This is a genomic window from Streptomyces fungicidicus (assembly GCF_003665435.1).
GTDB lineage: Bacteria > Actinomycetota > Actinomycetes > Streptomycetales > Streptomycetaceae > Streptomyces > Streptomyces fungicidicus.
In genome coordinates, this window is record NZ_CP023408.1 from 501290 (window position 1) to 523693 (window position 22404).

20 protein-coding genes and 1 pseudogene are annotated in these 22404 nt (G+C 75.5%); 13 read left to right on the plus strand and 8 right to left on the minus strand.

What is annotated here, in order from left to right; translation table 11 throughout:
* Positions 1-15: 15 nt before the first annotated feature.
* Both CNQ36_RS32535 and CNQ36_RS35890 read right to left on the minus strand, forming a co-directional pair.
* Positions 16-978 (minus strand): NAD-dependent epimerase/dehydratase family protein, encoded by a 963-nt coding sequence (locus tag CNQ36_RS32535; protein ID WP_121549648.1) that lies wholly within the window; start codon positions 976-978, stop codon positions 16-18.
* Between the two features lie 86 nt (positions 979-1064).
* Positions 1065-1256 (minus strand): annotated as a pseudogene (locus CNQ36_RS35890) (hypothetical protein); the annotation flags it as partial.
* 173 nt (positions 1257-1429) lie between these two features.
* Here CNQ36_RS35890 and CNQ36_RS32545 point away from each other — a divergent pair.
* The 6 genes from CNQ36_RS32545 (at position 1430) to CNQ36_RS32570 (ending at position 6667) form a co-directional block, all read left to right on the plus strand.
* Positions 1430-2689: a cytochrome P450 gene (locus tag CNQ36_RS32545; protein ID WP_121549257.1), complete on the plus strand. Its 1260-nt coding sequence runs from the start codon at positions 1430-1432 to the stop codon at positions 2687-2689.
* A 122-nt stretch (positions 2690-2811) separates the two neighbouring features.
* Positions 2812-3000 (plus strand): hypothetical protein, encoded by a 189-nt coding sequence (locus CNQ36_RS32550; protein WP_040905375.1) that lies wholly within the window; start codon positions 2812-2814, stop codon positions 2998-3000.
* Positions 3001-3004: 4 nt separating this feature from the next.
* Positions 3005-3700 carry a hypothetical protein gene (locus tag CNQ36_RS32555; protein ID WP_121549259.1) on the plus strand — a complete coding sequence of 232 codons (696 nt, stop codon included), beginning with the start codon at positions 3005-3007 and terminating at the stop codon, positions 3698-3700.
* Complete coding sequence (locus tag CNQ36_RS32560; protein ID WP_121549261.1) at positions 3697-4668, plus strand: DUF6895 family protein; 972 nt, start codon at positions 3697-3699, stop codon at positions 4666-4668. The genes CNQ36_RS32555 and CNQ36_RS32560 overlap by 4 nt, the downstream gene beginning before the upstream one ends.
* Positions 4665-5582, plus strand: a complete 918-nt coding sequence (locus CNQ36_RS32565) for a DUF6895 family protein (RefSeq protein WP_121549263.1) — start codon at positions 4665-4667, stop codon at positions 5580-5582. The genes CNQ36_RS32560 and CNQ36_RS32565 overlap by 4 nt, the downstream gene beginning before the upstream one ends.
* Complete coding sequence (locus CNQ36_RS32570; RefSeq protein WP_121549265.1) at positions 5579-6667, plus strand: serine hydrolase domain-containing protein; 1089 nt, start codon at positions 5579-5581, stop codon at positions 6665-6667. The genes CNQ36_RS32565 and CNQ36_RS32570 overlap by 4 nt, the downstream gene beginning before the upstream one ends.
* 66 nt (positions 6668-6733) lie before the next feature.
* On the opposite strand, the gene CNQ36_RS32575 is transcribed toward CNQ36_RS32570, so the two are convergent.
* The 5 genes from CNQ36_RS32575 to CNQ36_RS32595 form a co-directional block, all read right to left on the minus strand.
* Positions 6734-8104: an alpha-lytic protease prodomain-containing protein gene (locus CNQ36_RS32575; protein ID WP_121549267.1), complete on the minus strand. Its 1371-nt coding sequence runs from the start codon at positions 8102-8104 to the stop codon at positions 6734-6736.
* 158 nt (positions 8105-8262) lie between these two features.
* The gene (locus CNQ36_RS32580; protein ID WP_121549269.1) at positions 8263-9927 is read right to left on the minus strand and encodes an alkaline phosphatase D family protein; all 1665 of its coding nucleotides are present in this window, start codon (positions 9925-9927) and stop codon (positions 8263-8265) included.
* A gap of 196 nt (positions 9928-10123) precedes the next feature.
* Entirely contained in the window at positions 10124-10885 is a 762-nt protein-coding gene (locus CNQ36_RS32585; protein ID WP_004921731.1) for a metallophosphoesterase family protein, read from the minus strand.
* On the minus strand, positions 10882-11145 hold the full coding sequence (locus CNQ36_RS32590) for a BON domain-containing protein (RefSeq protein WP_040905373.1): 264 nt from the start codon (positions 11143-11145) through the stop codon (positions 10882-10884). The genes CNQ36_RS32585 and CNQ36_RS32590 overlap by 4 nt, the downstream gene beginning before the upstream one ends.
* Positions 11146-11166: 21 nt before the next feature.
* Positions 11167-11859 carry a nucleotidyltransferase family protein gene (locus CNQ36_RS32595; RefSeq protein ID WP_121549271.1) on the minus strand — a complete coding sequence of 231 codons (693 nt, stop codon included), beginning with the start codon at positions 11857-11859 and terminating at the stop codon, positions 11167-11169.
* A gap of 239 nt (positions 11860-12098) precedes the next feature.
* Here CNQ36_RS32595 and CNQ36_RS34885 point away from each other — a divergent pair, with 239 nt between their 5' ends.
* From CNQ36_RS34885 to CNQ36_RS32630, 7 genes are all read left to right on the plus strand, one after another.
* Complete coding sequence (locus CNQ36_RS34885) at positions 12099-12710, plus strand: hypothetical protein (protein WP_163013458.1); 612 nt, start codon at positions 12099-12101, stop codon at positions 12708-12710.
* 24 nt (positions 12711-12734) lie between these two features.
* Positions 12735-17063: a cation-translocating P-type ATPase gene (locus CNQ36_RS32605; protein ID WP_121549275.1), complete on the plus strand. Its 4329-nt coding sequence runs from the start codon at positions 12735-12737 to the stop codon at positions 17061-17063.
* Between the two features lie 163 nt (positions 17064-17226).
* Positions 17227-18300, plus strand: a complete 1074-nt coding sequence (locus CNQ36_RS32610) for an alcohol dehydrogenase catalytic domain-containing protein (protein WP_004921726.1) — start codon at positions 17227-17229, stop codon at positions 18298-18300.
* A gap of 104 nt (positions 18301-18404) precedes the next feature.
* Positions 18405-19001: an Rv1733c family protein gene (locus CNQ36_RS32615; RefSeq protein ID WP_121549276.1), complete on the plus strand. Its 597-nt coding sequence runs from the start codon at positions 18405-18407 to the stop codon at positions 18999-19001.
* Positions 19002-19151: 150 nt separating this feature from the next.
* Positions 19152-20882 carry a SulP family inorganic anion transporter gene (locus CNQ36_RS32620; RefSeq protein ID WP_121549278.1) on the plus strand — a complete coding sequence of 577 codons (1731 nt, stop codon included), beginning with the start codon at positions 19152-19154 and terminating at the stop codon, positions 20880-20882.
* Complete coding sequence (locus CNQ36_RS32625) at positions 20879-21301, plus strand: ATP-binding protein (RefSeq protein ID WP_121549280.1); 423 nt, start codon at positions 20879-20881, stop codon at positions 21299-21301. The genes CNQ36_RS32620 and CNQ36_RS32625 overlap by 4 nt, the downstream gene beginning before the upstream one ends.
* 149 nt (positions 21302-21450) lie before the next feature.
* Complete coding sequence (locus CNQ36_RS32630; protein ID WP_121549282.1) at positions 21451-21801, plus strand: ArsR/SmtB family transcription factor; 351 nt, start codon at positions 21451-21453, stop codon at positions 21799-21801.
* An 83-nt stretch (positions 21802-21884) separates the two neighbouring features.
* Here the strand turns inward: CNQ36_RS32630 and CNQ36_RS32635 are convergent, their stop codons facing one another.
* Entirely contained in the window at positions 21885-22334 is a 450-nt protein-coding gene (locus CNQ36_RS32635; RefSeq protein WP_004921718.1) for an SRPBCC family protein, read from the minus strand.
* Positions 22335-22404: the final 70 nt, after the last annotated feature.

Sequence of the window (22404 nt, forward strand, 5' to 3'; positions counted from 1 at the left end):
GGACGGGCCTTTCGCTCAGCGGCCGGCTTCGGACCGGAACCAGTCGATCGTGCGGCGCAGCCCCTCCTCGGCGGCCACATGGGGTTCCCAGCCGAGCTTGTCGCGGGCCAGCGTGATGTCCGGACAGCGCACGGCCGGGTCGTCCACCGGGCGCTCGATGTGGCGGACCTCCGAACGGGAACCGGCCAGCGCGATGACGAGGCGTGCCAGGCCCAGCATGGTGAGCTCACCGGGGTTGCCGATGTTGACGGGGCCGCGCATGCCGTGGGCGGCCGCCGCGAGGACGCCGGACACCGTGTCGTGGACGTAGCACAGCGAGCGGGTCTGCCGGCCGTCCCCGGTGACGGTGAGGGGCTCGCCGGCCAGGGCCTGCCGCACGAAGGTCGGCACGGCGCGCCCGTCGTGGCCGCGCATCCGCGGTCCGTAGGTGTTGAACAGCCGCACGATGCAGGTGTCGGTGCCGTGGGCCTCCGCGTGGGCGGTGGTCAGCGCCTCGCCGAAGCGCTTGGCCTCGTCGTAGACGCTGCGCGGGCCGACGGGGTTGACGTTGCCCCAGTACCGCTCGTCCTGAGGGTTCTGCTGGGGGTCGCCGTAGACCTCCGAGGTGGAGGCGAGGACGAAGCGGGCCCCGGCCCGCCGGGCGAGTTCGAGGGCGTTGCGGGTGCCGAGGCTGCCCGTCTCCATCGTGTGCAGCGGCAGCCGCAGATAGTCGGCGGGGGAGGCGGGCGAGGCGAAGTGCAGGACGAGGTCGGGCGACCTGCTCACCGGCAGCTCCTCCGCCACGTTGGCCTGGACGAGCGTGAACCCGGGCCGTTCGAGCAGGGGGGAGACGTTCTCCGGCCGGCCGGTGCTGAAGTCGTCCACGCAGGTGACGGCGGCGCCCGCGTCGAGCAGGGCGGCGCACAGATGGGAGCCCACGAATCCCGCGCCGCCGGTGACGACGGCGTGCTCCCAGTTCCTGGATATGGCGCTGGTCATGCCCCACACCCTGACCCCGCCCACCACCCCCCGGCACGACCGCCTACTGCATTCCGGTGAATGACGGAACGTGACCACCCACCCCAACCGCCCCCTCCGCGCCCACCCGCACCAGGGGCACGACTGCCCGCGGCACACCGCAGCCGGGCCGCGACGGTGACCGCCTGCCGGGCCTGCGCCTCGCAGAGCGCGACGGCCGGCGTCCCGCCGGGCGTGGGAAAGGAACGTGTCAGCCATCGCGCTGTCGCCGCGATGACCGGGGAAAGATCTGCCCGCACTGCCGGGCCGCCCGAGTCGCTGGGGTGAAAGGGACCGCGCGGCACGCTGGTAGCCGCCCCGCCCACCCGGACATGACCCCGGCCTCCTCCGGCACGTAACCTCGGCCACGCCCGAACGGGTGCCCCGCTCGCGCCCCGAGTGTCCCCGCGGACCCGCGGGGCACCCGGCGGCCATGGACGTACTCAGCCGCCCCCTGATCGACCGCACCCTGCCGCTGCTGGCCGAGGGCTACGCCTGGCTGCCCAACCGGATGCGCGACACGCCCGGCCCGGTCGTCCGCACCCGGATCCTCGGCCGGCCCGCGCTCGCCCTGCGCGGCCCCGAAGCGGTGCGGTTCTTCTACGACGAGGGGAACGTGCACCGCCACCGGGCCATCCCCGAGCCCGTGCTCGCCACCCTGTTCGGCCACGGGGCGGTGCACACCCTCGACGGCGCCGCCCACCGGGCCCGCAAGTCCCTGTTCCTGCCGCTGCTGGAGCCCGGCCGGATCGCCGGCCTCGTCGAACACACCACCGCGGCCTGGGACGACGCCGTGCCCGAGTGGAGCCGGCGCGGCTCCGTCGTGCTGTTCGACGAGGCGAGCAGGGTGCTCTGCGCGGGTGTCCACCGCTGGGCGGGCATACCCCTGGACGACTCCGGCTCCGACGCCGGGGCGACCGCCCGCGACATGATCGCCATGGTCGACGGCTTCGCCACCGCCGGCCCCCGCCATCTGCGGGCCCGCCGCGCCCGGGCCCGGCAGGAGGAGCGGCTGGGTCGGCTCGTGCGCGACGTGCGGACCGGCACCGTCACCGCTCCCGCGGACTCGGTCCTGGAACTGGTGTGCCGTCACCGTGACGCGGGCGGCGAGCCGCTCGACGAGAAGACCGCCGCGGTGGAACTGCTCAACGTCGTCCGCCCGACGACGGCCGTCCCCTGGTTCGTCGCCTTCACCGCGCACGCCCTGCACACCTGGCCGGAACACCGCGCGCCGCTCGCGGAAGGGGATCCCCCGTTCACCGCCGCGTTCGCCCACGAGGTGCGCCGCTTCTACCCGTTCGTGCCGTTCCTCGGCGGCCTGGCAGCCCGGGACCTGTACTGGAGGGGCGAGTGGATCCCGGCCGGGGGACTGGTGGTGCTCGACGTCTACGGCCAGAACCACGACGAGTCGCTGTGGGGCGACCCCTACGCCTTCCGGCCGCGGCGCTTCCTCGAACGGCCCGTGCAGCGCGACGAGCTGATACCGCAGGGCGGCGGCGACCCGGCCACCGGACACCGCTGCCCCGGCGAGGGCGTCACCGTCGGCGTGCTGGAGGCGCTCGCGGTGCGGCTCGCCCGGATGGAGTACACGGTGCCGGAACAGAATCTGGCGATCCCGCTGCACCGCGTACCGACCCGCCCGCAGAGCGGAGTTCTGCTGTCCGGCGTCCGCCCGCCCGCCGTCTCCCCGTGATGCCGCGAACTGTCGGCACGTTGAAGAAGTGACGAAAGTAAGTTCAGGAAAAGTGGAGTGATTTGTCCGATATGGGTGATTCGATTGGGGACAGGAATCCTCCACTTCAGGGAGATGGTGTCATGCGTTCCGACCAGAAGGTCCTCGAGGAACTCACCGCGATCCAGGCCGCCGACATCGAGGCGGCACTGGACCCGGCCGAGACGGACGGCGTGTACCGCGACAGCCGTGAGTGCGCCGCCCTGGCCCTGGCCGGCGGATCGGGCGGGCTCCTCCTGTCGCCGCCGGCCCCCCGCCCGAAGAAGGGCTGAACGAATGGAGCAGTCTGGCACTTCCGCCCTTCTCCAGGGCGCGGTGCAGGACCTCGCTTCCGGTGTGGTCTCCGCCCTTCGGGGCGGGGGCCACCCCCGCGTCGTCCTCCCGGCGGACACCGGCGGAGCGGCCGGAGAGCTCGCCCTCGCCGCCGTGCGGGTACTGGGCGCGGACGCGATGCTGCCGAGCGTGCTGCTGCGCATCCCGCCCGACCCGGCGGGAGCGGCCGTGTTCCGCAAGGCGGTCGAGGCCCACCCGCCCCGCGCGGACGCCGCCCCCTCCGTCCGCTGGAGCCACTGGGGCATGGCGCGCACCCTGCGGCGGATCGATCCCTCCTCTCCCGCCGGACCGCCGGACGAGCCCGGAACCGGAGCGCTCGACGAGGCGGACTGGCAGTCCCTCACCCGTCAGCTCGCCGTACTTGCCCCGCTCGCCCTGCCCGGCGAGGACTGCGCGGTGAGCCGCGCGGCAGTGCGCCGCCCCGTGGACGTCGCCCGCGGCTTCGTCCGGGCGGTGCGCCGCAGGGACTGGCGGCAGGCCGCCGGGGCCGGCCGCTGGCTGACGCTGCTGCCCGGCGTCCCGGACACCCTCGGCCTCGTATCCGGTCTGGACTTCGTGGAACTGATGGGCGGACAGGACCCGCTCGTCGCCCTCCACGTCCAGGCGGCGCGGCTGATGCGGACCGGGGCGCCCGTGTGACCGCGCCCGACGGAGCCGGGGACGTCCGGGGAGTCGCCGAGGACGCGCTCGCCTGGGTGGACGCGCGGCGCGCCGGCTTCGCCCTGGGCGAGGACGCGCTGTCCGCCGACGGAGAGGTCGACAGGAGCTGGAAGCCGCTCGGCGAACTCGCCCAGGTCTGCGCCACCGTCACCCGCCGCACCGCCCGCTCCGATCCGCTGAACGCCCGGGCCCGCGCCCTGCTGGACTTCGCCTGGCGGGAGACGGAGGAGGGCGAACTGCTGCTGCGGCTGCAGCGACTGGAACCCTTCGCGACGTACCCGCTGGAGGTGTACGCCTCCCTGGCCGCGGCCGGTTTCCGCCACCCCGCGTTCGAGGCGGCGGCCGCGGTGGTGGCGGGCACCCGGGGATGGCGGCTCACCGAACAGGACCCCACCCGGCGGCTCGGCGTCCGGTGCGCCGAGGAACGCTGCGGCATCCGCCCGCGCGGGCAGGCGCCGCCCGCGCCGCGGGGCACCTGGCTCGGCGGACTGCCCGAACCCTGGACCTTCGAACGCGCCGCCGGATACGCCCTCACCCACGTCGTCTTCCACCTCACCGACTGGGGACGCGCCGACGATGCCCTGCCGCCTGACCTGGCCCGCTACCTGGCCGACTGGCTGCCGCCCTGGCTGGACACCTGCCTGGACGCCGGGATGTGGGATCTGGCCGCCGAGCTGCTGGCCGTGGCCGCGACCCTGCCCCGCCCCACGGACGACACCGTCCCACCGGACGCCTGGCGGCGCCTCGGCGCGGCGCGGGATCCCTCGGGCGCGATCCGGGAGGTGGGCCGCGAGGACGGGGACGGCGAAGCGGGCGACCCCGCACGGTACTTCGCCCACCACTACCACTCCACCCTGCTGGCCGCCTTCGCGGCCGTACTGACCACCGCACGCCCGGCCGGCCGACCCGCCGGCCCGCGGCACGGCGGACAAGGAGCGCCGGCATGACCGACACCCGCCTGATCCACCGCGTCGGGGCCGACGCCATGGAGTGGCTGTGGGCCCACCGCGACGGCTTCCGCCTGGACCCCGACGCGGACCCGGAGGTGGGATTCCTCGAACGCTTCAAACCCATCGGCGAACTCGCCCTGATCTGCGGCGTGCTGTTCCGTGAGGGCGTCGCCGGATCCCGCCAGGCCGAACTGGCCCGCCGGCTGCTCGACCACGCCTGGCGCGAGACCCTGGACGGCGGCCGCATGCTCGTGCGCGGACAGCGGACCGAGCCGATCTCCCCCATCCCCTTCGAGGTGTACCTGCCGTTCCGGGAACTCGGCCACCGGCAGCCCGAGATGGAACGCGCCGTCCTGCTCCATCACGGCCTCGAGAGCCGGCAGGCGTTCGAGGCGCCTCCCACCCGGCGGCTCGCGCTCTCCGCGTTCCAGCGCCGCTTCGGACTCACCCCCCGGCCCCCGGAGGCCGAGGCACTGCGCGCCACCTGGCTGGCCCGCACCCCCGAACCCTGGACCGTCGAGGGGCACATCGCCTACGACATCACGCACTGCGTGTTCCACCTGACCGACTGGGGGGAGAACCCGGGCGGGCTGCCCCCGGACCTCGCCCGCTACCTCGGCACCTGGCTGCCGGTGTGGATCGACGACTGGCTGGACCTGCGGCGCTGGGACCTGCTCGGCGAACTCCTCGTCGTCGACGCCTGCCTGCCCCGCCCCACCCTGGACGAGCCGGCCTGGGAGGCCTTCGCCGCCGCCCAGCAGCCGGACGGCGCGATGCCCGCGGTCCGCACGATGCCCGAGGGCGACGAGGAAGCGGTGTTCGACGTCGTCTACCACTCCACGCTGGTCGCCGCCTTCGCCTCCGCCCTGGCCACGTCCCACGCCCTGACCGCGCTGGCCCGCGCCTCATGACGACGGCACGCCGCACGCCCTGGCCCGGCGTCCCGGCCGACGAGGCGGCCCCCGCCCGCGGGGCGGCGGACCCCGCCGCCGACGCGCGCCTGCGCCGGCGGCTCGACGAGGCGGTCGCCGCGGCGGACGCCCCCGACACCGTCTTCGCCGTCTCCCGCCACGGCCGCCGCACCGTACGCACCGGAGGGACCGCGCCGCCCCCGCCGCGCCCGCGCGACACCCTCCGCTACGAGATCGGCTCGGCCACCAAGACGTTCACCGGGCTGCTGCTGGCCCGGCTGGCGGACGGCGGCGCGCTGACCGGCGGGGAGTCCGCCGCCGCCCTCCTGGACGGCGGCCGGCCGCCCGGCCCGGCACCGGTCACCCTCGCCCACCTCGTCACCCACACCGGCGGGCTGCCCGCGCTCCCGGCCGGCTTCCACGCCCGGGCCCTGCCCGCCTGGCGCAGCAACCCCTACGCCCGCTGCCCCGACGACCACGTCGTCGACGCCTTCCTGCGCCACCGCCCCCGTCACCGCCCTGGCACCCGCTGGCGGTACTCCAACTTCGGGGTCGCCGTGCTCGGCCACGCCCTGGCCGCGGCGACCGGCACACCGTGGGAGGACCTGATCACCGGCCGGCTGCTCGAACCCCTGGGCCTGCGGGACACCGCCCTGCGGGCGGAGCCCGGCGGGCCCGACGCCACCGGGCACGGCAAGGACGGCAGGACGCCGCTGCCCGCCTTCGACGCGGGTGGCTTCCAGGCGGCCGGCGCCGTCCGGGCCACCCCGCACGACCTGCTCACCTTCCTGGAGGCCCATCTCGACCCCGCCGGGTCGCCCCGGCTGGCCGGCGCGCTGCGCTCCGTACAAACGCCGCTGCTCCGCCGCGGACTCGGGCACCGGCACGTCCACACCGTCGCCTGGTTCCGGCACCCCGCGGACGGCGGCCCGCTGTACTTCCACGGCGGGGCGACCATGGGCCAGCAGGCGTTCCTCGGATTCCGGCCCGACACCGGCACCGCCCTCGCGGCGGTGTGCACCCGCCGCTTCCGGGCCCGCGACCCGTTCGTGGCCGGCGCGTACGCCCTGCTCGCGGAGGAGTGACGGCCCCGGGGAAACGGCGCCGGCGGCGGCCTCCGGGCCACCGCCGGCGCCGTACCGGTCACCGCGTCACAGCCGCTGCCACAGCGCCGGAGTGCCCGCGGGCGCCCACGCGCCCTGGGCCTGGTGGGTCTGCAGGCACTGGTACCGCACCCCGTCACGGGTCACCGTGGCGCCGGCCTCGTAGACCCGGCCCGCGGTCCACGCCTTCGCGCCGTCGTCCTGCGAGTCCGGCGCGGTCTGCGCGGCGGCGGTGGTCAGGGTGAGCCCGAAGTCGCCGAGGATCGGGTTGACCGGCTGGTAGTACGTCGTGCCGCCGCTGCTGCAGTCACCGGAACCGCCGGAGGTCACGCCCTGCGCCTGGGAGCCCGCGAGGAACGGCCCGCCCGAGTCGCCCGGCTCCGCGCACACCGTGGTCCGGGTCAGCCCGTCCACCCTGCCCTCGGCGTAGCTGACGCTGGTGTCGTGCTGCTCGATGGTCCCGCAGTGCCATCCGGTGGTCGAGCCGGAACGGCACACCGACGCCCCGACGAGTGCCTGCGCCGAGCCGGTGACCTGCACCTCCTGACCCGACTGCGCCTTCACGTCCGGCGTCGGCGTCCACTGGGCGTTCGCCGCCACCCACGCCATGTCCTTGCCGGGGAACGTGGAGGCCTGGAAGGTGCCCTGCGCGGTGCGGTCGTACCCGGTCGTGGTCGCGCCCGCCCTGCCGCAGTGACCGGCGGTGGCGAAGCCGCCCTGCTGGCCCTTGGTGACGGAGAATCCGACGGAACAGCGCGCGGAGTCGTCGATGTAGAACGCGTCGCCGCCGGTGATGTCCTGCAGCAGGCGCGGCCGCACCGTCGTCATCCGGATGCCGACGTCCTCGCCCTCGAGCCCCGCGGCCTTGATGAAGGCGGCGCCGGCCTCCTGGCTGGCCGCCTGCACCATGATCCGGTTCTTCGGCACGTCGACGTACCAGACCGGCGTGTCGAGGGTCTTCGTACGCTCGGCCGCCGCGTCCAGCTTCGCCTTGGCCGCCTGCAGACCGGCCAGGGTCCGCCGCACCACCTTCGCCGTGGCGCCCTGCGCCTCGATGGCCTGCACGTCCTCCGTGCCGGTGGTCGCGACCGTGAGCTTCTCGGACGTCCTGCCGTGCACCCAGGCGCCCGCGAACCGCTCGCCGAGCGCGTTGCGCAAGCGTCCCGCGCGGGTGCCCGCCTCCGCCTCGTTGACCAGCCGCTCGGAGGCCTGGGCCTCGTCCAGTTCCAGATCCCGTTCGAGGGCGGCGAGCAGATGGGGCGACGGCCGGTCGGCGCCGAGGGTCTGGGCGGCGCCGGGCGTCGGCCCCCCGACGGGCGCGGCATCGGCCGCCGCGGCGCAGGGGAGCCCGGCGAGGACGAGGGCGCCGAGCGCCGTGAGGGCCGACCGGCGCGCGGTCCGGGCGTGTCTGAGGACCATTCGGACGTCTCCTTCGTTCGTGGTGCGAAGCTGCGGAGGAGACTTAGGCCTTGCCCGGGGCACCCGACGCGATGTCAGGACACGCCGGAATTCCCGCGATAGTGCCTGAAACCGACCCGAGTGCAGTAAGCGCGCCCGCCGCCGGCCACCCGTACGGGTCACACCGGCGTCAGCCCCGGCGAGCCCGCCTTGGTGACGAAGGAGGCGGCCGTGGAGACCGCGGCGCCCGGCGTCGTCACCACCGGGACGACCCGGTAGTCGGCCCGGGCGGTCTCCCGGCCCAGTTCGACGCGCACATAGCCGCGCCGCCCGTCGTAGAACCTCAGGTGGGGGTTGGCCCGCATGTACGTGTCCCAGTTGGCGGGCCGCGCCGACCCGTCGCGGCCGCTGGCCACGGAGGAGCAGGTCAGCTCCGTGCCCAGGGTGGCGGAGCCGGGGTCGTCGAAGTCGTCCTTGATGTCGAAGGCGTACGCGACGTGGACGTCGCCCGTAAGGACCAGCCAGTTGCCGACACCGGCCGCCTTCGCGCCGGCGACCAGGCGGCCGCGGCTCGCCCGGTACCCGTCCCAGGCGTCCATGGAGACCTTGGCCTCGGCGTTCAGGTCCATCCTGCGCTGCGAGAAGCACACCTGCTGGGGCATCACGTTCCACAGCGCCGTCGAGGCGCCCCACCCGTCGAGCAGCCAGCGCTCCTGGGCGTCGCCGGTGAGGGTGCGCGCCGGGTCGTCCGACTCGGGGCCGGGCACGTGCGAGGTGTCGCCGTAGGCCTGGTCGGAGCGGTACTGGCGGGTGTCGAGGAGGTCGAACTGGGCGAGCGTCCCCCAGTGCAGCCGGCGGAACAGCTGGGCGTCGGGGCCCTGGGGGAGCTGGTCGGCGCGCAGCGGCTGGTTCTCCCAGTAGGCGCGGTAGGCGGCGGCGCGGCGGGCCAGGAACTGCGCCGGGTCGCTGCCGTTCTCGTCGGCCGCGCCCGCGTAGTTGTTCTCGGTCTCGTGGTCGTCCCAGGTGACGACGAAGGGGTGCGCGGCGTGGACGTCCCGCAGATCGGGGTCGCTCTTGTAGAGCGAGTACCGCATCCGGTAGTCCGTCAGCGTCGTCGTCTCGCGGTTGAACACGTCCGGCAGGACGACGTCGGTGTAGCCGCGGGCGCCGCCCGCGGAGTCGACGGCGTACTCGTAGAGGTAGTCGCCGAGGTGGAACACCACGTCGACGTCCTCCTGGGCGAGATGCCGGTGCGCCGTGTAGTAGCCGTCGTGGTACGCCTGGCAGGCGACCGCCGCCAGCCGCAGGCTCGATGTGTCGTCGCCGGCCGGGGGAGCGGTCCGGGTGCGGCCGGCCGGGCTGATCCAGGCGCCCGTGCGGAACCGGTAGTGGTAGCGGCTGCCCGGCGCGAGGCCCCGCACGTCGACGCGCACGCTGTGCCCGTACTCCGGAAGGGCCAGGGCGGTGCCCCGCTGCACCACCACGGCGAAGTACTCGTCGAGCGCGACCTCCCAGGAGACCTCCACCCGCTGCTGCCCGAGCCCTCCGTCCGGGGCGAAGGGGACCGGGGCGAGCCGGGTCCACAGGAGCACCGAGTCCGGCAGCGGGTCCCCGGAGGCGACTCCGAGGGTGAACGGGTCGTCGGCGAGGCGGGCCGTGTCGAGCCGGGGCGCGGCGAAGGCGCCGCGCGCGGGCAGGTTGGTGGTGAAGGCGAGGGCGGCGGCCGCGGCGGTGACGGTCAGGAAGCGACGGCGGGCCACATGCCGTGCGGCGGCGCGCAGTTCGGCGTCGTGCGGGGTGAAGGCGGGACCGTGAGGCGGTCCGGTACGGCCCGACAGCGCCATCGGGTGTCCTCTCGTACGGGGTCGGGCGCAGGCCGGGGATGACGCGGGCAGGCGCGCGGAGCTGCATGCTAAGCAGACAAAATGCGCGAAAAGGGTGTGCCGTGCGGGGTGTTCACACGGGAGGCGGTACGCGGACCGGGGTCCGGACGGCGAGAGGCGCCGCCGGCCGGTACCGGCGGCGCCCCGTGACGAAGGGTCAGGCGGTCGGGGTCCGCGCGCCGGCGCCCGCGTGCGCGCGGACCGGCAGGTGGTAGACGTGGAAGGCGCGGCCGATGACCGGCTGCGCGACGTTGCGCACCTTCACGCCTCCCGTGGTCATGCCGTGCTCGGTGCCGGCGTGCGCGTGCCCGTGCACGGCGAGGTCGGCGCCGGCCGTGTCGATCGCCTCGGCCAGCAGATAGCTGCCCAGGAACGGGTAGATCTCCAGCGGCTCCCCGGCCAGGGTCTCCGGAACGGGGGAGTAGTGGGTGAGCGCGACCCGGACGTCGCAGCCCTCGTCGTCCAGCCCCTCCAGGGCGGTCCGCAGGCCGTCGGCGCACCGTCGGGACAGCCGGACGAACTCCTTCATCACCGGCTCGCCGAACTCCCCCGCGCTCGCCCCGACGAAACCGCCGCCGAACCCCTTGGTGCCGGCCACCCCGACCCGCGCGTCCCCGGCCCGCACGACCGTCGACTCCCCCTCCAGGACCTCGGCGCCGGCGTCCCGCAGCACGGCCGTGACCTCGTCCTGCCGGTCGTCGTGGTGGTCGTGGTTGCCGAGCACCGCGACGACCGGGACGCCCAGGCCCCGGATCTCGTCGGCCACCACCCGGGCCTCCTCCACGGTGCCGTGCCGGGTCAGGTCCCCGGCCAGCAGCAGGAGGTCCGCGCACTCGGGCAGGGTGTCGAACGCGGGGCGGAGGGAGCCCCGGGTGTCCGGCCCCATGTGGATGTCGCCGACGGCGGCGATCCGGATCATGACAGCTCCTCCGCGTGGTCGGGCGACGAGGTCTCGGTGACCACCAGGTCGCAGTGCACCTCGAGTCCGGCGAGCTCCTCCCGCACGGTGCTCAGCACGTCCTCGCGGCACCCGGCCGACGGGACGGTCCCGGTGACCAGTACGGCCCCGCCGCGCACCTCGGCCCGCACCCCGAGTTCGCCGAGCTCGCCCGAGGCGAGACGGTCCTGGAGATGGGCGACGCGGTACTCCGTGCTCCGCGCCGCGTCGTGGGTGTCCATGAGGGTTCCTTCCGTGGCCGTTCAGATGACGTTCAGGCGTTCCAGGAGGAAGAAGAAGGCGGCGGGCATGGGCTCGTCACCGCAGTCGCGGCGCACCTGCTCCCAGTCGACCTTCTCGCGCAGGGCGCGGGCGATGGGCAGCACGGCCCCGAAGTCGCAGTGGTGCTCGGAGAAGGCGGCCACCAGGCCCGACAGCAGATCGGTGGGCGCCAGGACCGGCATGCGCACGGACTCCACCGGCAGTTCCCGCGCCCGCCGGAGCATCTCGGCCGAGACCGGCCTGTGCGCCAGTTCGAAGATGAGGTCGACGTCCTGGCCGAAGCAGGTCGCCTTGAGCAGCCAGTCCTCGGGCGGGGCGTACACCGTCAGCCCGGCATCCCGCAGGGTGGCGGCCACCGGTTCCGCGTCCTCCGGGCGGACGGAGAAGTCGACGTCGTGCTGGAGGTTCCCGCTGCCGCCGTGGGCGTGGACGGCGACGCTGCCGGCCAGCGCGAAGAGGTGACCGCCCCGCTTCAGCACCGCGCCGACCTGCTTGGCCGCCTCCAGGATGGCCTGGTTGCGGTCGCGGGGGAGGCCGGGGTCGTCGCCGTCGGCCCGTGCCCCGCCCGGCGGGATGTGCGCGGCAGCCTGCCCGGGGGTGTCCGTGGCCAGACGGAGCTCCCGGGTTCCTCCCGGGGGCCGGGCGAGCGTCGCGTCCTCGCCGTCCTCCGTCATGACCACTCCCTTCGCCGGCCGGACGGTCCGCACGGCCGCCGCCCGGCTCTCCCGTCCGGGGCGGCCGCGTGTGCCTGGATCCAGTACCCCGCGCGACCCTTCCGACACGGGCGGGCGGGGGCGGCCCCAGCCACCGCCGGCGTAGCAGAGGGGCGAACCGCGCGGTAACGGTCGAATATGGGGCAAGAACAGGAAAGTCGATCGGTGCCCCCGAGAGGGACTCGCCCGTGGAGGTCGTCATGGAGCAGGACACGACTCGTCCGCCGGATCTTCCGCGGCCCTTGCGGGCCGTCGCCGCGCGGCTGCGGCATCTGCCGGGAGCGGGGTACGTGGAGAAGGCCGCCGGGGGAGCCCTGGACGCGATCGGCGCGGTCTCCCCGCGCGGGCGCCGCATCGCCGTCTACGCCGGGGCTGGGGTGCTCGGAGTGGCCGGCGTCGTCGAGTGGCCGGTGGCGGTGACCGGCGCGGCCGTCGCCTGGTTCACCCAGCCCCGCCCCGCACAGCGGCCCGGCGGCGAGCCGGGCGCCGAGTCGCCGGACGGCGTCGGCCGGCACCTTCCGGCGGCGCAGGAGGACGCCGCCGGACACCCCGGGACGCCGGCCGGGAACGGCCCGCCCGTCGGCCGGCCGGAGCCCACGGGCCCCGGCGACCGGCTCATCCCCTCCCGCCACCGCAACGGCCACGAGCAGCACGCCGTGCGGGAACAGCCCGCCAAGGTGGGCGACACCGCCACCGCCTCGGCCCTCAAACAGGTCGCCGAGGCCACCTCGCACCACGCCCCGCACGGCGGCCCCCACCCGGACCCGGACGCCGCGCCCGGGCAGCCGCGCGACGCCCGGCACACCGGCTGAGACACGATCACGGGACCCCCACAGATGCTCACACGCTTCGACGTCGCCCCCCTCGCCGGAGCCGTGGCGGGAGCCGCCGCAGGCGCCGCCCGCGGCACCGCGCAGGGCATGACGTCCGTCCACGGCACGACGCGCCGCCTGCGCCACGTCGCCCGCAACGCCCTCGGCGGCGGGCGGCACTGGCGGGCCGGACACCGCGTCCACCTGGCCCTGCGCCACCCGGACGGCCCCACGGCCCCGCTCGCCCGCAAGGTCGCCGCCGAACTGCTCGACCACCCCGACGTGCTCACGGCGTACTGGGACGAGGGACTGTCCCGGCTCGTGGTGACCGCCGTGACGGACGCCGCCGGCGACCGGGTGACCGACCACGCCGTAGAGATCGCCGGCCGCCTCGGCCTCACCGAGGACGCCGACCCCGAGGAGACGGACGACGCGGCCCACCCCGGCGACCCCCGCGAGGTGCGGATCGCCGCCGCCGCGCTGCTGCTGGACGCCGCCGGCACGGCCGGCGCCCTGGCGGGCCGGTCGCTGCGCCTGCCGCGCACGCCCAAGGCCGTCACCGCCGCCGTCACCCTGCTGCGCGAGAACCCCCGCTTCCGCGCCCTGCTGCGGGAGCGGTTCGGCCGGACCGGCATGGAACTCCTCCTCGCCGCGGCCAACGCCGCCGCGCACGGCGCCGGGCAGTCCCCGGTCTCCCTGGTGCTCGACGGACTGCTGCGCACCGGCCAGCTGGCCGAGGCGACGGCACGGGCCGCCGCCTTCGAGGCCCTGCACGACGACATCTGCCACGAACGGCGCACCAGCATCCCCTGCCCCACCGGCGCCCGCCCGCACCTTCGCGTGACACCCGCCCAGGCGTACGCCGGCCACGCCGGCACCGGCAGCGTCGCGGGCGCCGCCGCCACCCTCCTGGTCACCCATGACACCGAGGAAGCGGCCGAGGCCGTCCTCGCCGGGTCCCCCAAGGCGGCGCGCTACGGCCCCGCCGCCTTCGACGTGGTCCTCGGCACCCGTCTCGCCCGCTCGGGCGTCCTGGTGCGCAGCGCCGAACGGCTGCGCCAGCTGGAGTTCGCCGACTCCCTCGTCCTGCACGCCGACGCCCTGCGCGGCCACGCACCGCCCGCCGACGGGGCGCCCCCGCTGTTCGAGGACCCCATCGACCCCCATGCCGAGGCCGTCCTCGACGCGGCCCGCCGGGCCGGGCTGCACGTGGTGGTCACCGGCGGCTCCGACCTCAAGGACATCACCCGCCTCGCCGACGAGGTCGCCCCCGCCGACCTGCCGTTCGGCGACGTCGTACGGGCCCTGCAGATCGACGGGCACATCGTGATCGGCGTCGCCCGCGTGGCCGCGCACGGCGACGCGCAGGTGGCGGACGGACTGCCCGCCGGCGACGTGGCGATCGCCGTCACGGACGGCGACGCGGCGATCCCCTGGGGCGCCGACGCCCTCGCCCCGAACGGACTCGCCGACGTGTGGCGGCTGCTCACGGCCATCCCCCCGGCCCGCCGGGTCGGCCGCCGCTCCCAGACCCTGGCCCGCGCGGGCGCCGCCCTGTCCGGCCTCATGGTGGCCCGCGGCGGCACCCCCGGCGGCCGTCTCTGGCGGCGGCTCACCCGGCACGCCCCGGTGAACATCGCCGCGGCCGGCGCCCTGCTCGCCGGCTGGACCGAGGCCGTACGCGTGGCCAGGGCCACCCCGCCCGAACCCCGGCTGCACGTGCCCTGGCACGCCCTGGAACCGCACGAGGCGCACCGGCTGCTGCACGGCACCCGCGCCGACTCCGTCCCGCACGGACTGGCCCTCCTCGCCGCCCGCGCCCGGCAGCGGGCGGTCCGGCTCGCGCACACGCCCCCGGCCGCCCCCGCCCGCTGGACCTGGCAGGCCGCCGGAGCCGTGCGCCGCGAACTCGACGACCCCCTCACCCCCGTCCTGGCCACCGGAGCGGTCGCCTCCGCACTGCTCGGCTCGGTCGTCGACGCGTTGCTCGTCGTCGGAGCCATGGACCTCAACGCGGTGACCGGAGGCCTCCAGCGGCTGCGCGCCGAACGGGCGCTCGCCCGGCTCGCCGCCCGCCAGCAGCCCAAGGCCCGCCGCCGGGTCGGCCCCGGCCGGACGGTCACCGTCGACGCCGCCCGGCTGCGGCCCGGCGACCGGATCAGCCTCGGCGCCGGCGACGTCGTACCGGCGGACGGGCGGCTTCTGCGGGTGGACGGGCTGGAGGTCGACGAGTCGTCGCTCACCGGCGAGTCGCTGCCCGTCACCAAGACCGTGGACCCCACCCCGGGCGCCCCGGTCGCCCGGCGGACCTGCATGGTCTTCGAGGGGACCACCGTCGTGGCCGGCCGGGCCGACGCGCTCGTGGTCGACACCGGCGACCGCACCGAGGCCGGCCGGGCCGTCGCCCTGGCCGCCCGCGTCCCGCCGCCCGCCGGCGTCCAGGCCCGCCTGCAGGAACTCACCCGCAAGACCCTCCCGGTGACCCTCACCGGCGGTGCGCTGGTGGCCGGGCTGTCCCTGCTGCGCGGCAGCGCGGTACGGCGTGCCGTCAGCGGCGGTGTCGCCGTGGCCGTCGCCGCCGTGCCGGAAGGACTGCCGCTCGTCGCCACCGTCGCCCAGATGGCCGCCGCCCGCCGGCTCTCCCGGCGCGGCGTCCTGGTCCGCACCCCGCGCACCCTGGAGGCGCTCGGCCGGGTCGACACCGTCTGCTTCGACAAGACCGGCACCCTCACCGAGAACCGGCTCCGCCTGGTCCGGGCGGCCACCGCCGACGGCACCGTCCTCGCCCCTGGCGCCCCGGACGCCGTGGAGGTCGTACGGCTCGCCGCGCGGGCCTGTCCGCGGGAGGAGACCGGCGAGGGACGCCGGGTCGCGCACGCCACCGACGAGGCCGTCCTCGACGCCGCCCCGCCCGACCACGGCTGGACCGCCGAGGGCGAGCTGGCCTTCGAGGCCAGCCGCGGCTACGCGGCCGCCGTCGGCCGGGAGACCGGCGCGGACGCCGGACTCCTCGTCGTCAAGGGCGCCCCCGAGACGGTGCTCCCCGCCTGCCGGGACCTCCCCGACGAGGCGGCCGCCACCGCCCACACCCTGGCCGGACAGGGACTGCGCGTCCTCGCCGTCGCCCGGCGCCCGTGCCGGGGCGGCGACGCGGAGGCCGAACTCGACGCCGGTCTCGCCGGCCTGGAGTTCGCCGGGCTGGTCGCGCTCGCGGACGTGCCCCGCGAGACCTCGCAGGAACTGCTCACGGAACTGCGCAGGTCCGGCATCCTGCCCGTGATGCTCACCGGCGACCATCCGGAGACCGCCCGTGCCATCGCCCTCCAACTGGGCTGGCCCGAGGAGACGGAGGTGGTCACCGGGGACGAACTGGTCGCCATGGGCCGGTCCGACCGGGTGCGCGCGCTGCACGGCGCCGGGGTCGTCGCCCGGGTCGCCCCCGAGCAGAAGCTCCACGTCGTGGAGGCCCTGCAGCAGGCCGGCCGGGTGGTCGCGATGGCCGGCGACGGAGCCAACGACGCCGCCGCCATCCGCGCCGCCGACGTGGGCGTCGGCATCGAGTCGCGCGGCTCCGCGGCCGCCCGCAACGCCGCCGACCTGGTCCTCACCACCGGCGACCTGTCGGTCCTGGTGGACGCCGTCGTCGAGGGCCGCGCGCTGTGGCGCAGCGTCGCCGACGCGGTGAGCATCCTCATCGGCGGCAACGCGGGCGAGGTCGGCTTCAGCGTGCTGGGCACCCTGTTCGCCGGGTCCTCACCGCTGTCCACCCGGCAGCTGCTCCTGGTCAACCTGCTCACCGACATGTTCCCGGCCATGGCGGTGGCGGTCACCCCGAGCGGCGACCCCGCGACGGCCGCGCACGCCGCCACCGGCCCGATGGGCCTCGACGTCCTCGGCGCGCCCCTGCTGCGCTCCATCCGCCGCCGGGGCGTGACCACCTGCCTCGGCGCGGTCACGGCGTATCTGATCGGCCGCCTCACTCCCGGCACCGAACGCCGGTCCACCACCATGGCGCTGTGCGGGGTGGTCGGCGCCCAGCTGGTGCAGACCCTGTCCGGGCGCCGCCACAGCCCTCTGGTGTGGGTGACGGCTTTGGGCTCCGCCGCGGTGCTCGCCGCGCTGGTCCAGACACCGGGCGTCAGCCACTTCTTCGGCTGCGTCCCGCTCGGCCCCGTCGCCTGGGCGGGCGTCGCCCTGGCGATCACGCTCTCGGCCTTCGCCCCCCGCCTGGAGCGCCTCACTCCGGTACGGCTCCTCTACGACCTCGCCTCCCGCCTCGCCCTCCACCTCGCCGCGCTCGCCCGCCGGACCCGGCACCTGCCGCTCACCGGCGCCGCCCGCCCGGTGACCTGACGGCGCCCCCGCGGGACCTGCGGTCCCCAGCGGATTCCCGTCCGTGCGCTCAGACTGGAAGAGCAGGGGTGGTCCCGGTACCCGTCCGGGGCCGCCGACGCAGGCGGGTGCGGGCGCGCCCGGCGCGGCAGCCCGCCGCCGAGCGAGAAGGGTGTGGATCGGCATGAAGGGATACGTCTTCCACGGTCCCGGGCAGTCCGCCTGGGAGGAGGTGCCCGACCCGGCCGTCAAGGAACCCGGCGACGTCATCGTGCGGGTGGACGCCGTCACCATCTGCGGGACGGATCTGCACATCCTCAAGGGCGACGTGCCCGAGGTCCGTCCCGGCACCGTCCTCGGCCACGAGGCGGTCGGCGAGATCGTCGAGATCGGCGGCGACGTCCGCACCGTCCGCCCCGGTGACCGCGTCCTGGTCTCCTGCATCTCCGCGTGCGGCCGCTGCGGCTACTGCCGCGAGGGCATGTACGGCCAGTGCAGGGGCGGCGGGGGCTGGATACTCGGCCACCGCATCGACGGCACCCAGGCCGAGTACGTCCGCGTCCCGTACGCCGACCTCTCGGTGCACCCGCTGCCCGGCGCCGTCGACAACCAGGACGCCGTGCTGCTGGCCGACATCTTCCCCACCGGCTACGAGGTGGGCGTGCTCAACGGGCGGGTGCGTCCCGGTGACACGGTCGTCGTGGTCGGCGCCGGGCCCGTCGGGCTCGCCGCGATCGCCACCGCCCGGCTGTTCGCGCCGGAGCGCGTCGTCGCCGTCGACCTGGCCGCCTCCCGGCTGGGGGCCGCGAAGGAGTTCGGCGCCGATGCCGTGGCCGACGCGAACGAGGCTCCCGAGCAGCTGATCGACGACCTCACCGGCGGGCTCGGCGCGGACGTGGTCATGGAGGCGGTGGGCGTCCCGGAGACCTTCGAGCTGTGCGCCCGCGTGGTGCGGCCCGGCGGGCACCTGGCCAACATCGGCGTGCACGGCAGTCCCGCCATGCTGCACCTCGAGGACCTGTGGATCAGGAACGTCACCATCACCACGGGACTCGTCGACACCCACTCCACCCCCACCCTGCTGCGGATGGCGGCCGCCGGCCGGCTGCCCACCCGCCGGATGGTCAGCCACACCTTCCCGCTCGACCACATGCAGGAGGCGTACGAGATCTTCGGCAACGCCGCCGAGACCGGGGCGCTGAAGATCGTCCTCGGTGTTCCGCAGCACGAGGTGGTCCCCGTCCCGCCGGCCGTCTGACGCGTCCGGCGCGGCGGGGCCCTTCGGCCCATGCGGGACCGGCGCGGCCGGGTCACCCTGGAGGAGGGACGCCGTCCGGTACCCGCGCGAGGAGGTGACCTCCCATGGCGAGGACGCGTGGTGCGAGGCCCCGCAGGGTGAGGCTGTGGAGGTGGCGGAGGAACCCGCTGCGCCGCCGCAGTGATCTGGCCGAGGCATGGCTGCTGCTCGGCGCGCTCGTGCTCGCCCTGCTGCTGGGGGTGCTGTCCGGCCTCGCGGCGGCGGGCGCCGTGGACGGGTCGCTCGCCGAGCGGCGGGAGCGGAGCAGTCCCGTCGCCGCCGTGCTGACCGAGGACGCCGCCGGCGCGGCCGCCTCGGTGACCGAGAACGGGGACGGCGGAGTCTGGGCGAAGGTGCGCTGGACCGCCCCCGACGGCACCCTCCACACGGGCCGGGCGGAGGTCTCCCCCCGGAGCCCTGCGGGCACCGAGGTCACCGTGTGGACGGACCCGGCGGGCCGGCTGGTCGCCGCACCGCCCGAGGGCGCGGAGGCACGGTTCCAGACCGTCATGGCCGGTGTCACGGTCGCCGTGGCCACCGGGGGACTGGTGCTGCTCGGCGGGCGGCTCGGCCGCCGCCGGCTGGAACTGCGTCGCCTGGGCGCGTGGGAGGCCGAGTGGAGGCGGGTCGAGCCGTCCTGGCGGCGGCGGATGACGGGCTGAACGGACGGGAGCGCCCTGGTGCGGAGCGCGCCTCGTGCCGGGAGGTTTCCGCTTTCGCCATGACTAGCTGGTGACATGCTGAATTGCAAAAGTTCGCAATTGGCTACATGATGACCTCGTCGTCCAGTCGCGAGCGAAGTCGAGGGGGCCGTGTCCGTACCGCAGCCGCAGGCCGGAGCCCGGTCCCGGATCGCCGCCCTGCTGCCCACCCGCGCCGATGTGGAGGAAGCGCGGCACCATCCCCGCCGGGACCTGCTCGCCGGGCTGACCGTCGCGGTCGTGGCGCTGCCGCTCGCGCTCGGGTTCGGCGTCTCCTCCGGGCTCGGCGCCGCGGCGGGGCTGGCCACCGCCGTGGTCGCCGGGGCACTGGCAGCCGTGTTCGGCGGCTCCAATCTGCAGGTGTCGGGGCCGACCGGGGCCATGACGGTGGTGCTTGTGCCGATCGTCGCCGACCACGGCGCGGCGGGCGTGCTCACCGTCGGTCTGATGGCGGGCGTGATCCTGGTCGTGCTGGCGCTGCTGCGGGCCGGGGGTGCCATGCGGTACGTGCCCGCGCCGGTGGTGGAGGGTTTCACCCTCGGCATCGCGTTCGTGATCGGACTGCAGCAGATTCCGAACGCGCTGGGGGTGCCCGTGCCGGAAGGCGAGCGGGTTCTGGTGACGGCCTGGCGGGCGGGCCAGGAGTTCGTCCGCGACCCCGGCTGGACCGCGCCGGCGCTGGCACTGGCGGTGGCGGCCGCGATGCTGCTCGGGGCGCGCTGGAAGCCCACCGTTCCCTTCTCCGTCCTCGCGGTGATCGCGGCCACGGTCGTGGCGCAGGTCGCCGGCCTGGACGGGGCGCGGCCGATCGGGGACCTGCCCCCCGGTCTGCCCGCCCCCTCGCTCTCCTTCGTCGACACCGCCGCCCTGGGCAGCCTGCTGGCGCCGGCCCTGGCCGTGGCGGCGCTCGCCGCCCTGGAGTCGCTGCTGTCCGCCTCCGTCGCCGACGGCATGACCGTGGGACAGCGCCACGACCCGGACCGCGAACTGTTCGGCCAGGGCATCGCCAACATCGCCGCCCCGCTGTTCGGGGGCGTCCCCGCGACCGGCGCCATCGCCCGCACGGCCGTCAACGTCCGCACCGGCGCGTCCTCCCGGCTGGCCGCGCTCGTCCACGCCGCCGTCCTCGCCGTGATCGTCTTCGCGGCCGCCCCGCTGGTCTCGCGGATCCCGCTCGCCGCCCTCGCCGGCGTGCTGCTGGCGACCGCGGTCCGCATGGTCGAGGTCGGCTCGCTGCGCGCGATGGCCCGCGCCACCCGCTCCGACGCGCTGATCCTCGGCCTGACCGCCGTGGCCACGCTCGTCCTCGACCTCGTCCAGGCGGTGATCATCGGTCTGGCCGTCGCCGGGGTGCTCGCGCTGGGCGCGGTCGCCCGCCAGGCCCGGCTGGCCCCGCTGCCGCTGGACCGGGGCGACCACACGGACGAGGAGCACGAACTGCTGTCCGACCACATCGTCGCCTACCGCGTCGACGGCCCCCTGTTCTTCGCCGCCGCCCACCGTTTCCTGCTGGAACTCACCGAACTGGCGGACGTGCGCGTGGTCATCCTGCGGATGTCCCACGTGAGCGTCGTCGACGCCACCGGCGCCCTGGTCCTCAAGGACGCGGTGACGAGACTGAGGCGGCGCGGCATCGTCGTCCTGGCGTCCGGTGTCCGCCCGGCGCACCACCGGGCCCTCGCCTCCGTGGGCGTCCTGGAGCTGCTGCGCCCCGAGGGCCGGGAGTACGCCACGACCCCCGAGGCGATCCGCGCGGCCCGCGACCACCTGGAACGCGACGGTGTCCTGCGGGCGGCGAGACGATCCGTCGCCGTGCCTCCACCCGCCCGGGAGGCACCGTGACCGCCCTGGGCGCGCTGCCGCACCGCCATGTGCTCACCCTGCCCACCGGGCCGGGCGCCGTGCGGCTGGCCCGGGAAACGGCCGAGCGGGCCCTGGCCGAGTGGGGCGTCGACGCCCGTCACCCGGCGGTGGGCCCGGCCTTGCTGATCCTGAGCGAGCTGGTGGCCAACAGCGTCCGGCACGCGGCCGGGGTCTCCCCGCAGACGACGGTGGTCTACGCGGCGGGTCCCGACTGCCTGGTGCTGGCCGTGCACGACCGGCATCCCCACCGGCCGAGGCTGTTCGGGCCGGACGGCGCCCGACCCCCCGGCGGACTGGCCACCGTCGTCGAACTGACCCACGGTCTCGGGGGCACCGCCGTGGTCCGGGGCGACGCCGACGGCCCGGGGAAGAGCGTCTGGATCACGCTCCCCCTGTGAGTCCCCCGGGGCACGCCCGCCGGGTCACGGGGATGTGCTGACTTGCTAATGTCAGAAAGCGTCGAGGCGGACGCCGACGAGACAGAACGAGGCGATGGACCGCGGGCCGGCCGCCCGGGCCGTACCGCCGCGCCGGAAGGGACGGCACGATGACCACGCCGCTGTACCAGATGAAGGCCGAGTTCTTCAAAACGCTGGGCCACCCCGCCCGCATCCGCGTGCTGGAACTGCTCAGCGAGCGCGAGCACGCGGTCGGGGAGATGCTTCCCGAGGTGGGCATCGAGCCGGCGCACCTCTCACAGCAGCTGGCGGTGCTGCGGCGGGCCAACCTGGTGGTCGGCCGCAAGGAGGGCTCCACCGTGTACTACTCGCTGACCAGCCCGCACGTGGCCGAGCTGCTGCGGGTGGCGCGCACCATCCTGTCCGGCGTGCTCGCCGGACAGGCCGAACTGCTGGCCGACCTCCGGGCCGCGCAGGGCGGGCCGGAAGCGCCGCCGTAGACGACGACGGCCCCGGCCCGAAGGCCGGGACCGCGGAGGCGGCCGTTGCCGGGGCGGGGCCGGTGCCCCGCCCCGGCCCACGGTCAGACCTCGCCGCGCCAGGCGCCCGTCTCCAGGCCCCGCCGCTCGATGAACTCCTTGAACCGCTTCAGGTCACCGCTGACCTGCCGCTTGACGACGCCGAGCCGGTCGCCCGCCTGCTCGGTCATTCCCTGCGGTTCGAAGTCCATCTGCAGCATCACCTTGGTGGTGGTGTCCCGCACGCGGTGGAAGGTGACGACGCCGGCCTGCCGCGCCTCGCCGTCGACCGTGGTCCAGGCGACGCGCTCGTCCGGGATCTGCTCGGTGATCTCGGCGTCGAACTCCCGCTTCACGCCCCCGACCTTGGTCACCCAGTGGGTCAGCGCGTCGCCGCGCTGCTCGATGCGTTCGACGCCGGCCATGAACTCCGGGAAGCTCTCGAACTGGGTCCACTGGTTGTAGGCGGTGCGGACGGGGACGTCGACCTCGATCGATTCCTCTACCTGCGACATGCGTCGGCTACCTCGCTTTCCGATGGGGAACGCAAGGCGGGTACCTGATTCCGCGCCGGTCAGTCGTGGT

Excerpts from the sequence above, each read along its gene's own strand:
- CNQ36_RS32635 (WP_004921718.1), bottom strand. The coding sequence starts at position 22,334 with ATGTCGCAGGTAGAGGAATCGATCGAGGTCGACGTCCCCGTCCGCACC.
- CNQ36_RS32545 (WP_121549257.1), top strand. The coding sequence starts at position 1,430 with ATGGACGTACTCAGCCGCCCCCTGATCGACCGCACCCTGCCGCTGCTG.
- CNQ36_RS32605 (WP_121549275.1), top strand. The coding sequence starts at position 12,735 with ATGCTCACACGCTTCGACGTCGCCCCCCTCGCCGGAGCCGTGGCGGGA.
- CNQ36_RS32565 (WP_121549263.1), top strand. The coding sequence starts at position 4,665 with ATGACCGACACCCGCCTGATCCACCGCGTCGGGGCCGACGCCATGGAG.
- CNQ36_RS32585 (WP_004921731.1), bottom strand. The coding sequence starts at position 10,885 with ATGATCCGGATCGCCGCCGTCGGCGACATCCACATGGGGCCGGACACC.
- CNQ36_RS32550 (WP_040905375.1), top strand. The coding sequence starts at position 2,812 with ATGCGTTCCGACCAGAAGGTCCTCGAGGAACTCACCGCGATCCAGGCC.
- CNQ36_RS32570 (WP_121549265.1), top strand. The coding sequence starts at position 5,579 with ATGACGACGGCACGCCGCACGCCCTGGCCCGGCGTCCCGGCCGACGAG.
- CNQ36_RS32535 (WP_121549648.1), bottom strand. The coding sequence starts at position 978 with ATGACCAGCGCCATATCCAGGAACTGGGAGCACGCCGTCGTCACCGGC.
- CNQ36_RS32615 (WP_121549276.1), top strand. The coding sequence starts at position 18,405 with ATGGCGAGGACGCGTGGTGCGAGGCCCCGCAGGGTGAGGCTGTGGAGG.
- CNQ36_RS32555 (WP_121549259.1), top strand. The coding sequence starts at position 3,005 with ATGGAGCAGTCTGGCACTTCCGCCCTTCTCCAGGGCGCGGTGCAGGAC.
- CNQ36_RS32590 (WP_040905373.1), bottom strand. The coding sequence starts at position 11,145 with ATGGACACCCACGACGCGGCGCGGAGCACGGAGTACCGCGTCGCCCAT.
- CNQ36_RS32575 (WP_121549267.1), bottom strand. The coding sequence starts at position 8,104 with ATGGTCCTCAGACACGCCCGGACCGCGCGCCGGTCGGCCCTCACGGCG.
- CNQ36_RS32595 (WP_121549271.1), bottom strand. The coding sequence starts at position 11,859 with ATGACGGAGGACGGCGAGGACGCGACGCTCGCCCGGCCCCCGGGAGGA.
- CNQ36_RS32580 (WP_121549269.1), bottom strand. The coding sequence starts at position 9,927 with ATGGCGCTGTCGGGCCGTACCGGACCGCCTCACGGTCCCGCCTTCACC.
- CNQ36_RS32610 (WP_004921726.1), top strand. The coding sequence starts at position 17,227 with ATGAAGGGATACGTCTTCCACGGTCCCGGGCAGTCCGCCTGGGAGGAG.
- CNQ36_RS32630 (WP_121549282.1), top strand. The coding sequence starts at position 21,451 with ATGACCACGCCGCTGTACCAGATGAAGGCCGAGTTCTTCAAAACGCTG.
- CNQ36_RS34885 (WP_163013458.1), top strand. The coding sequence starts at position 12,099 with ATGGAGCAGGACACGACTCGTCCGCCGGATCTTCCGCGGCCCTTGCGG.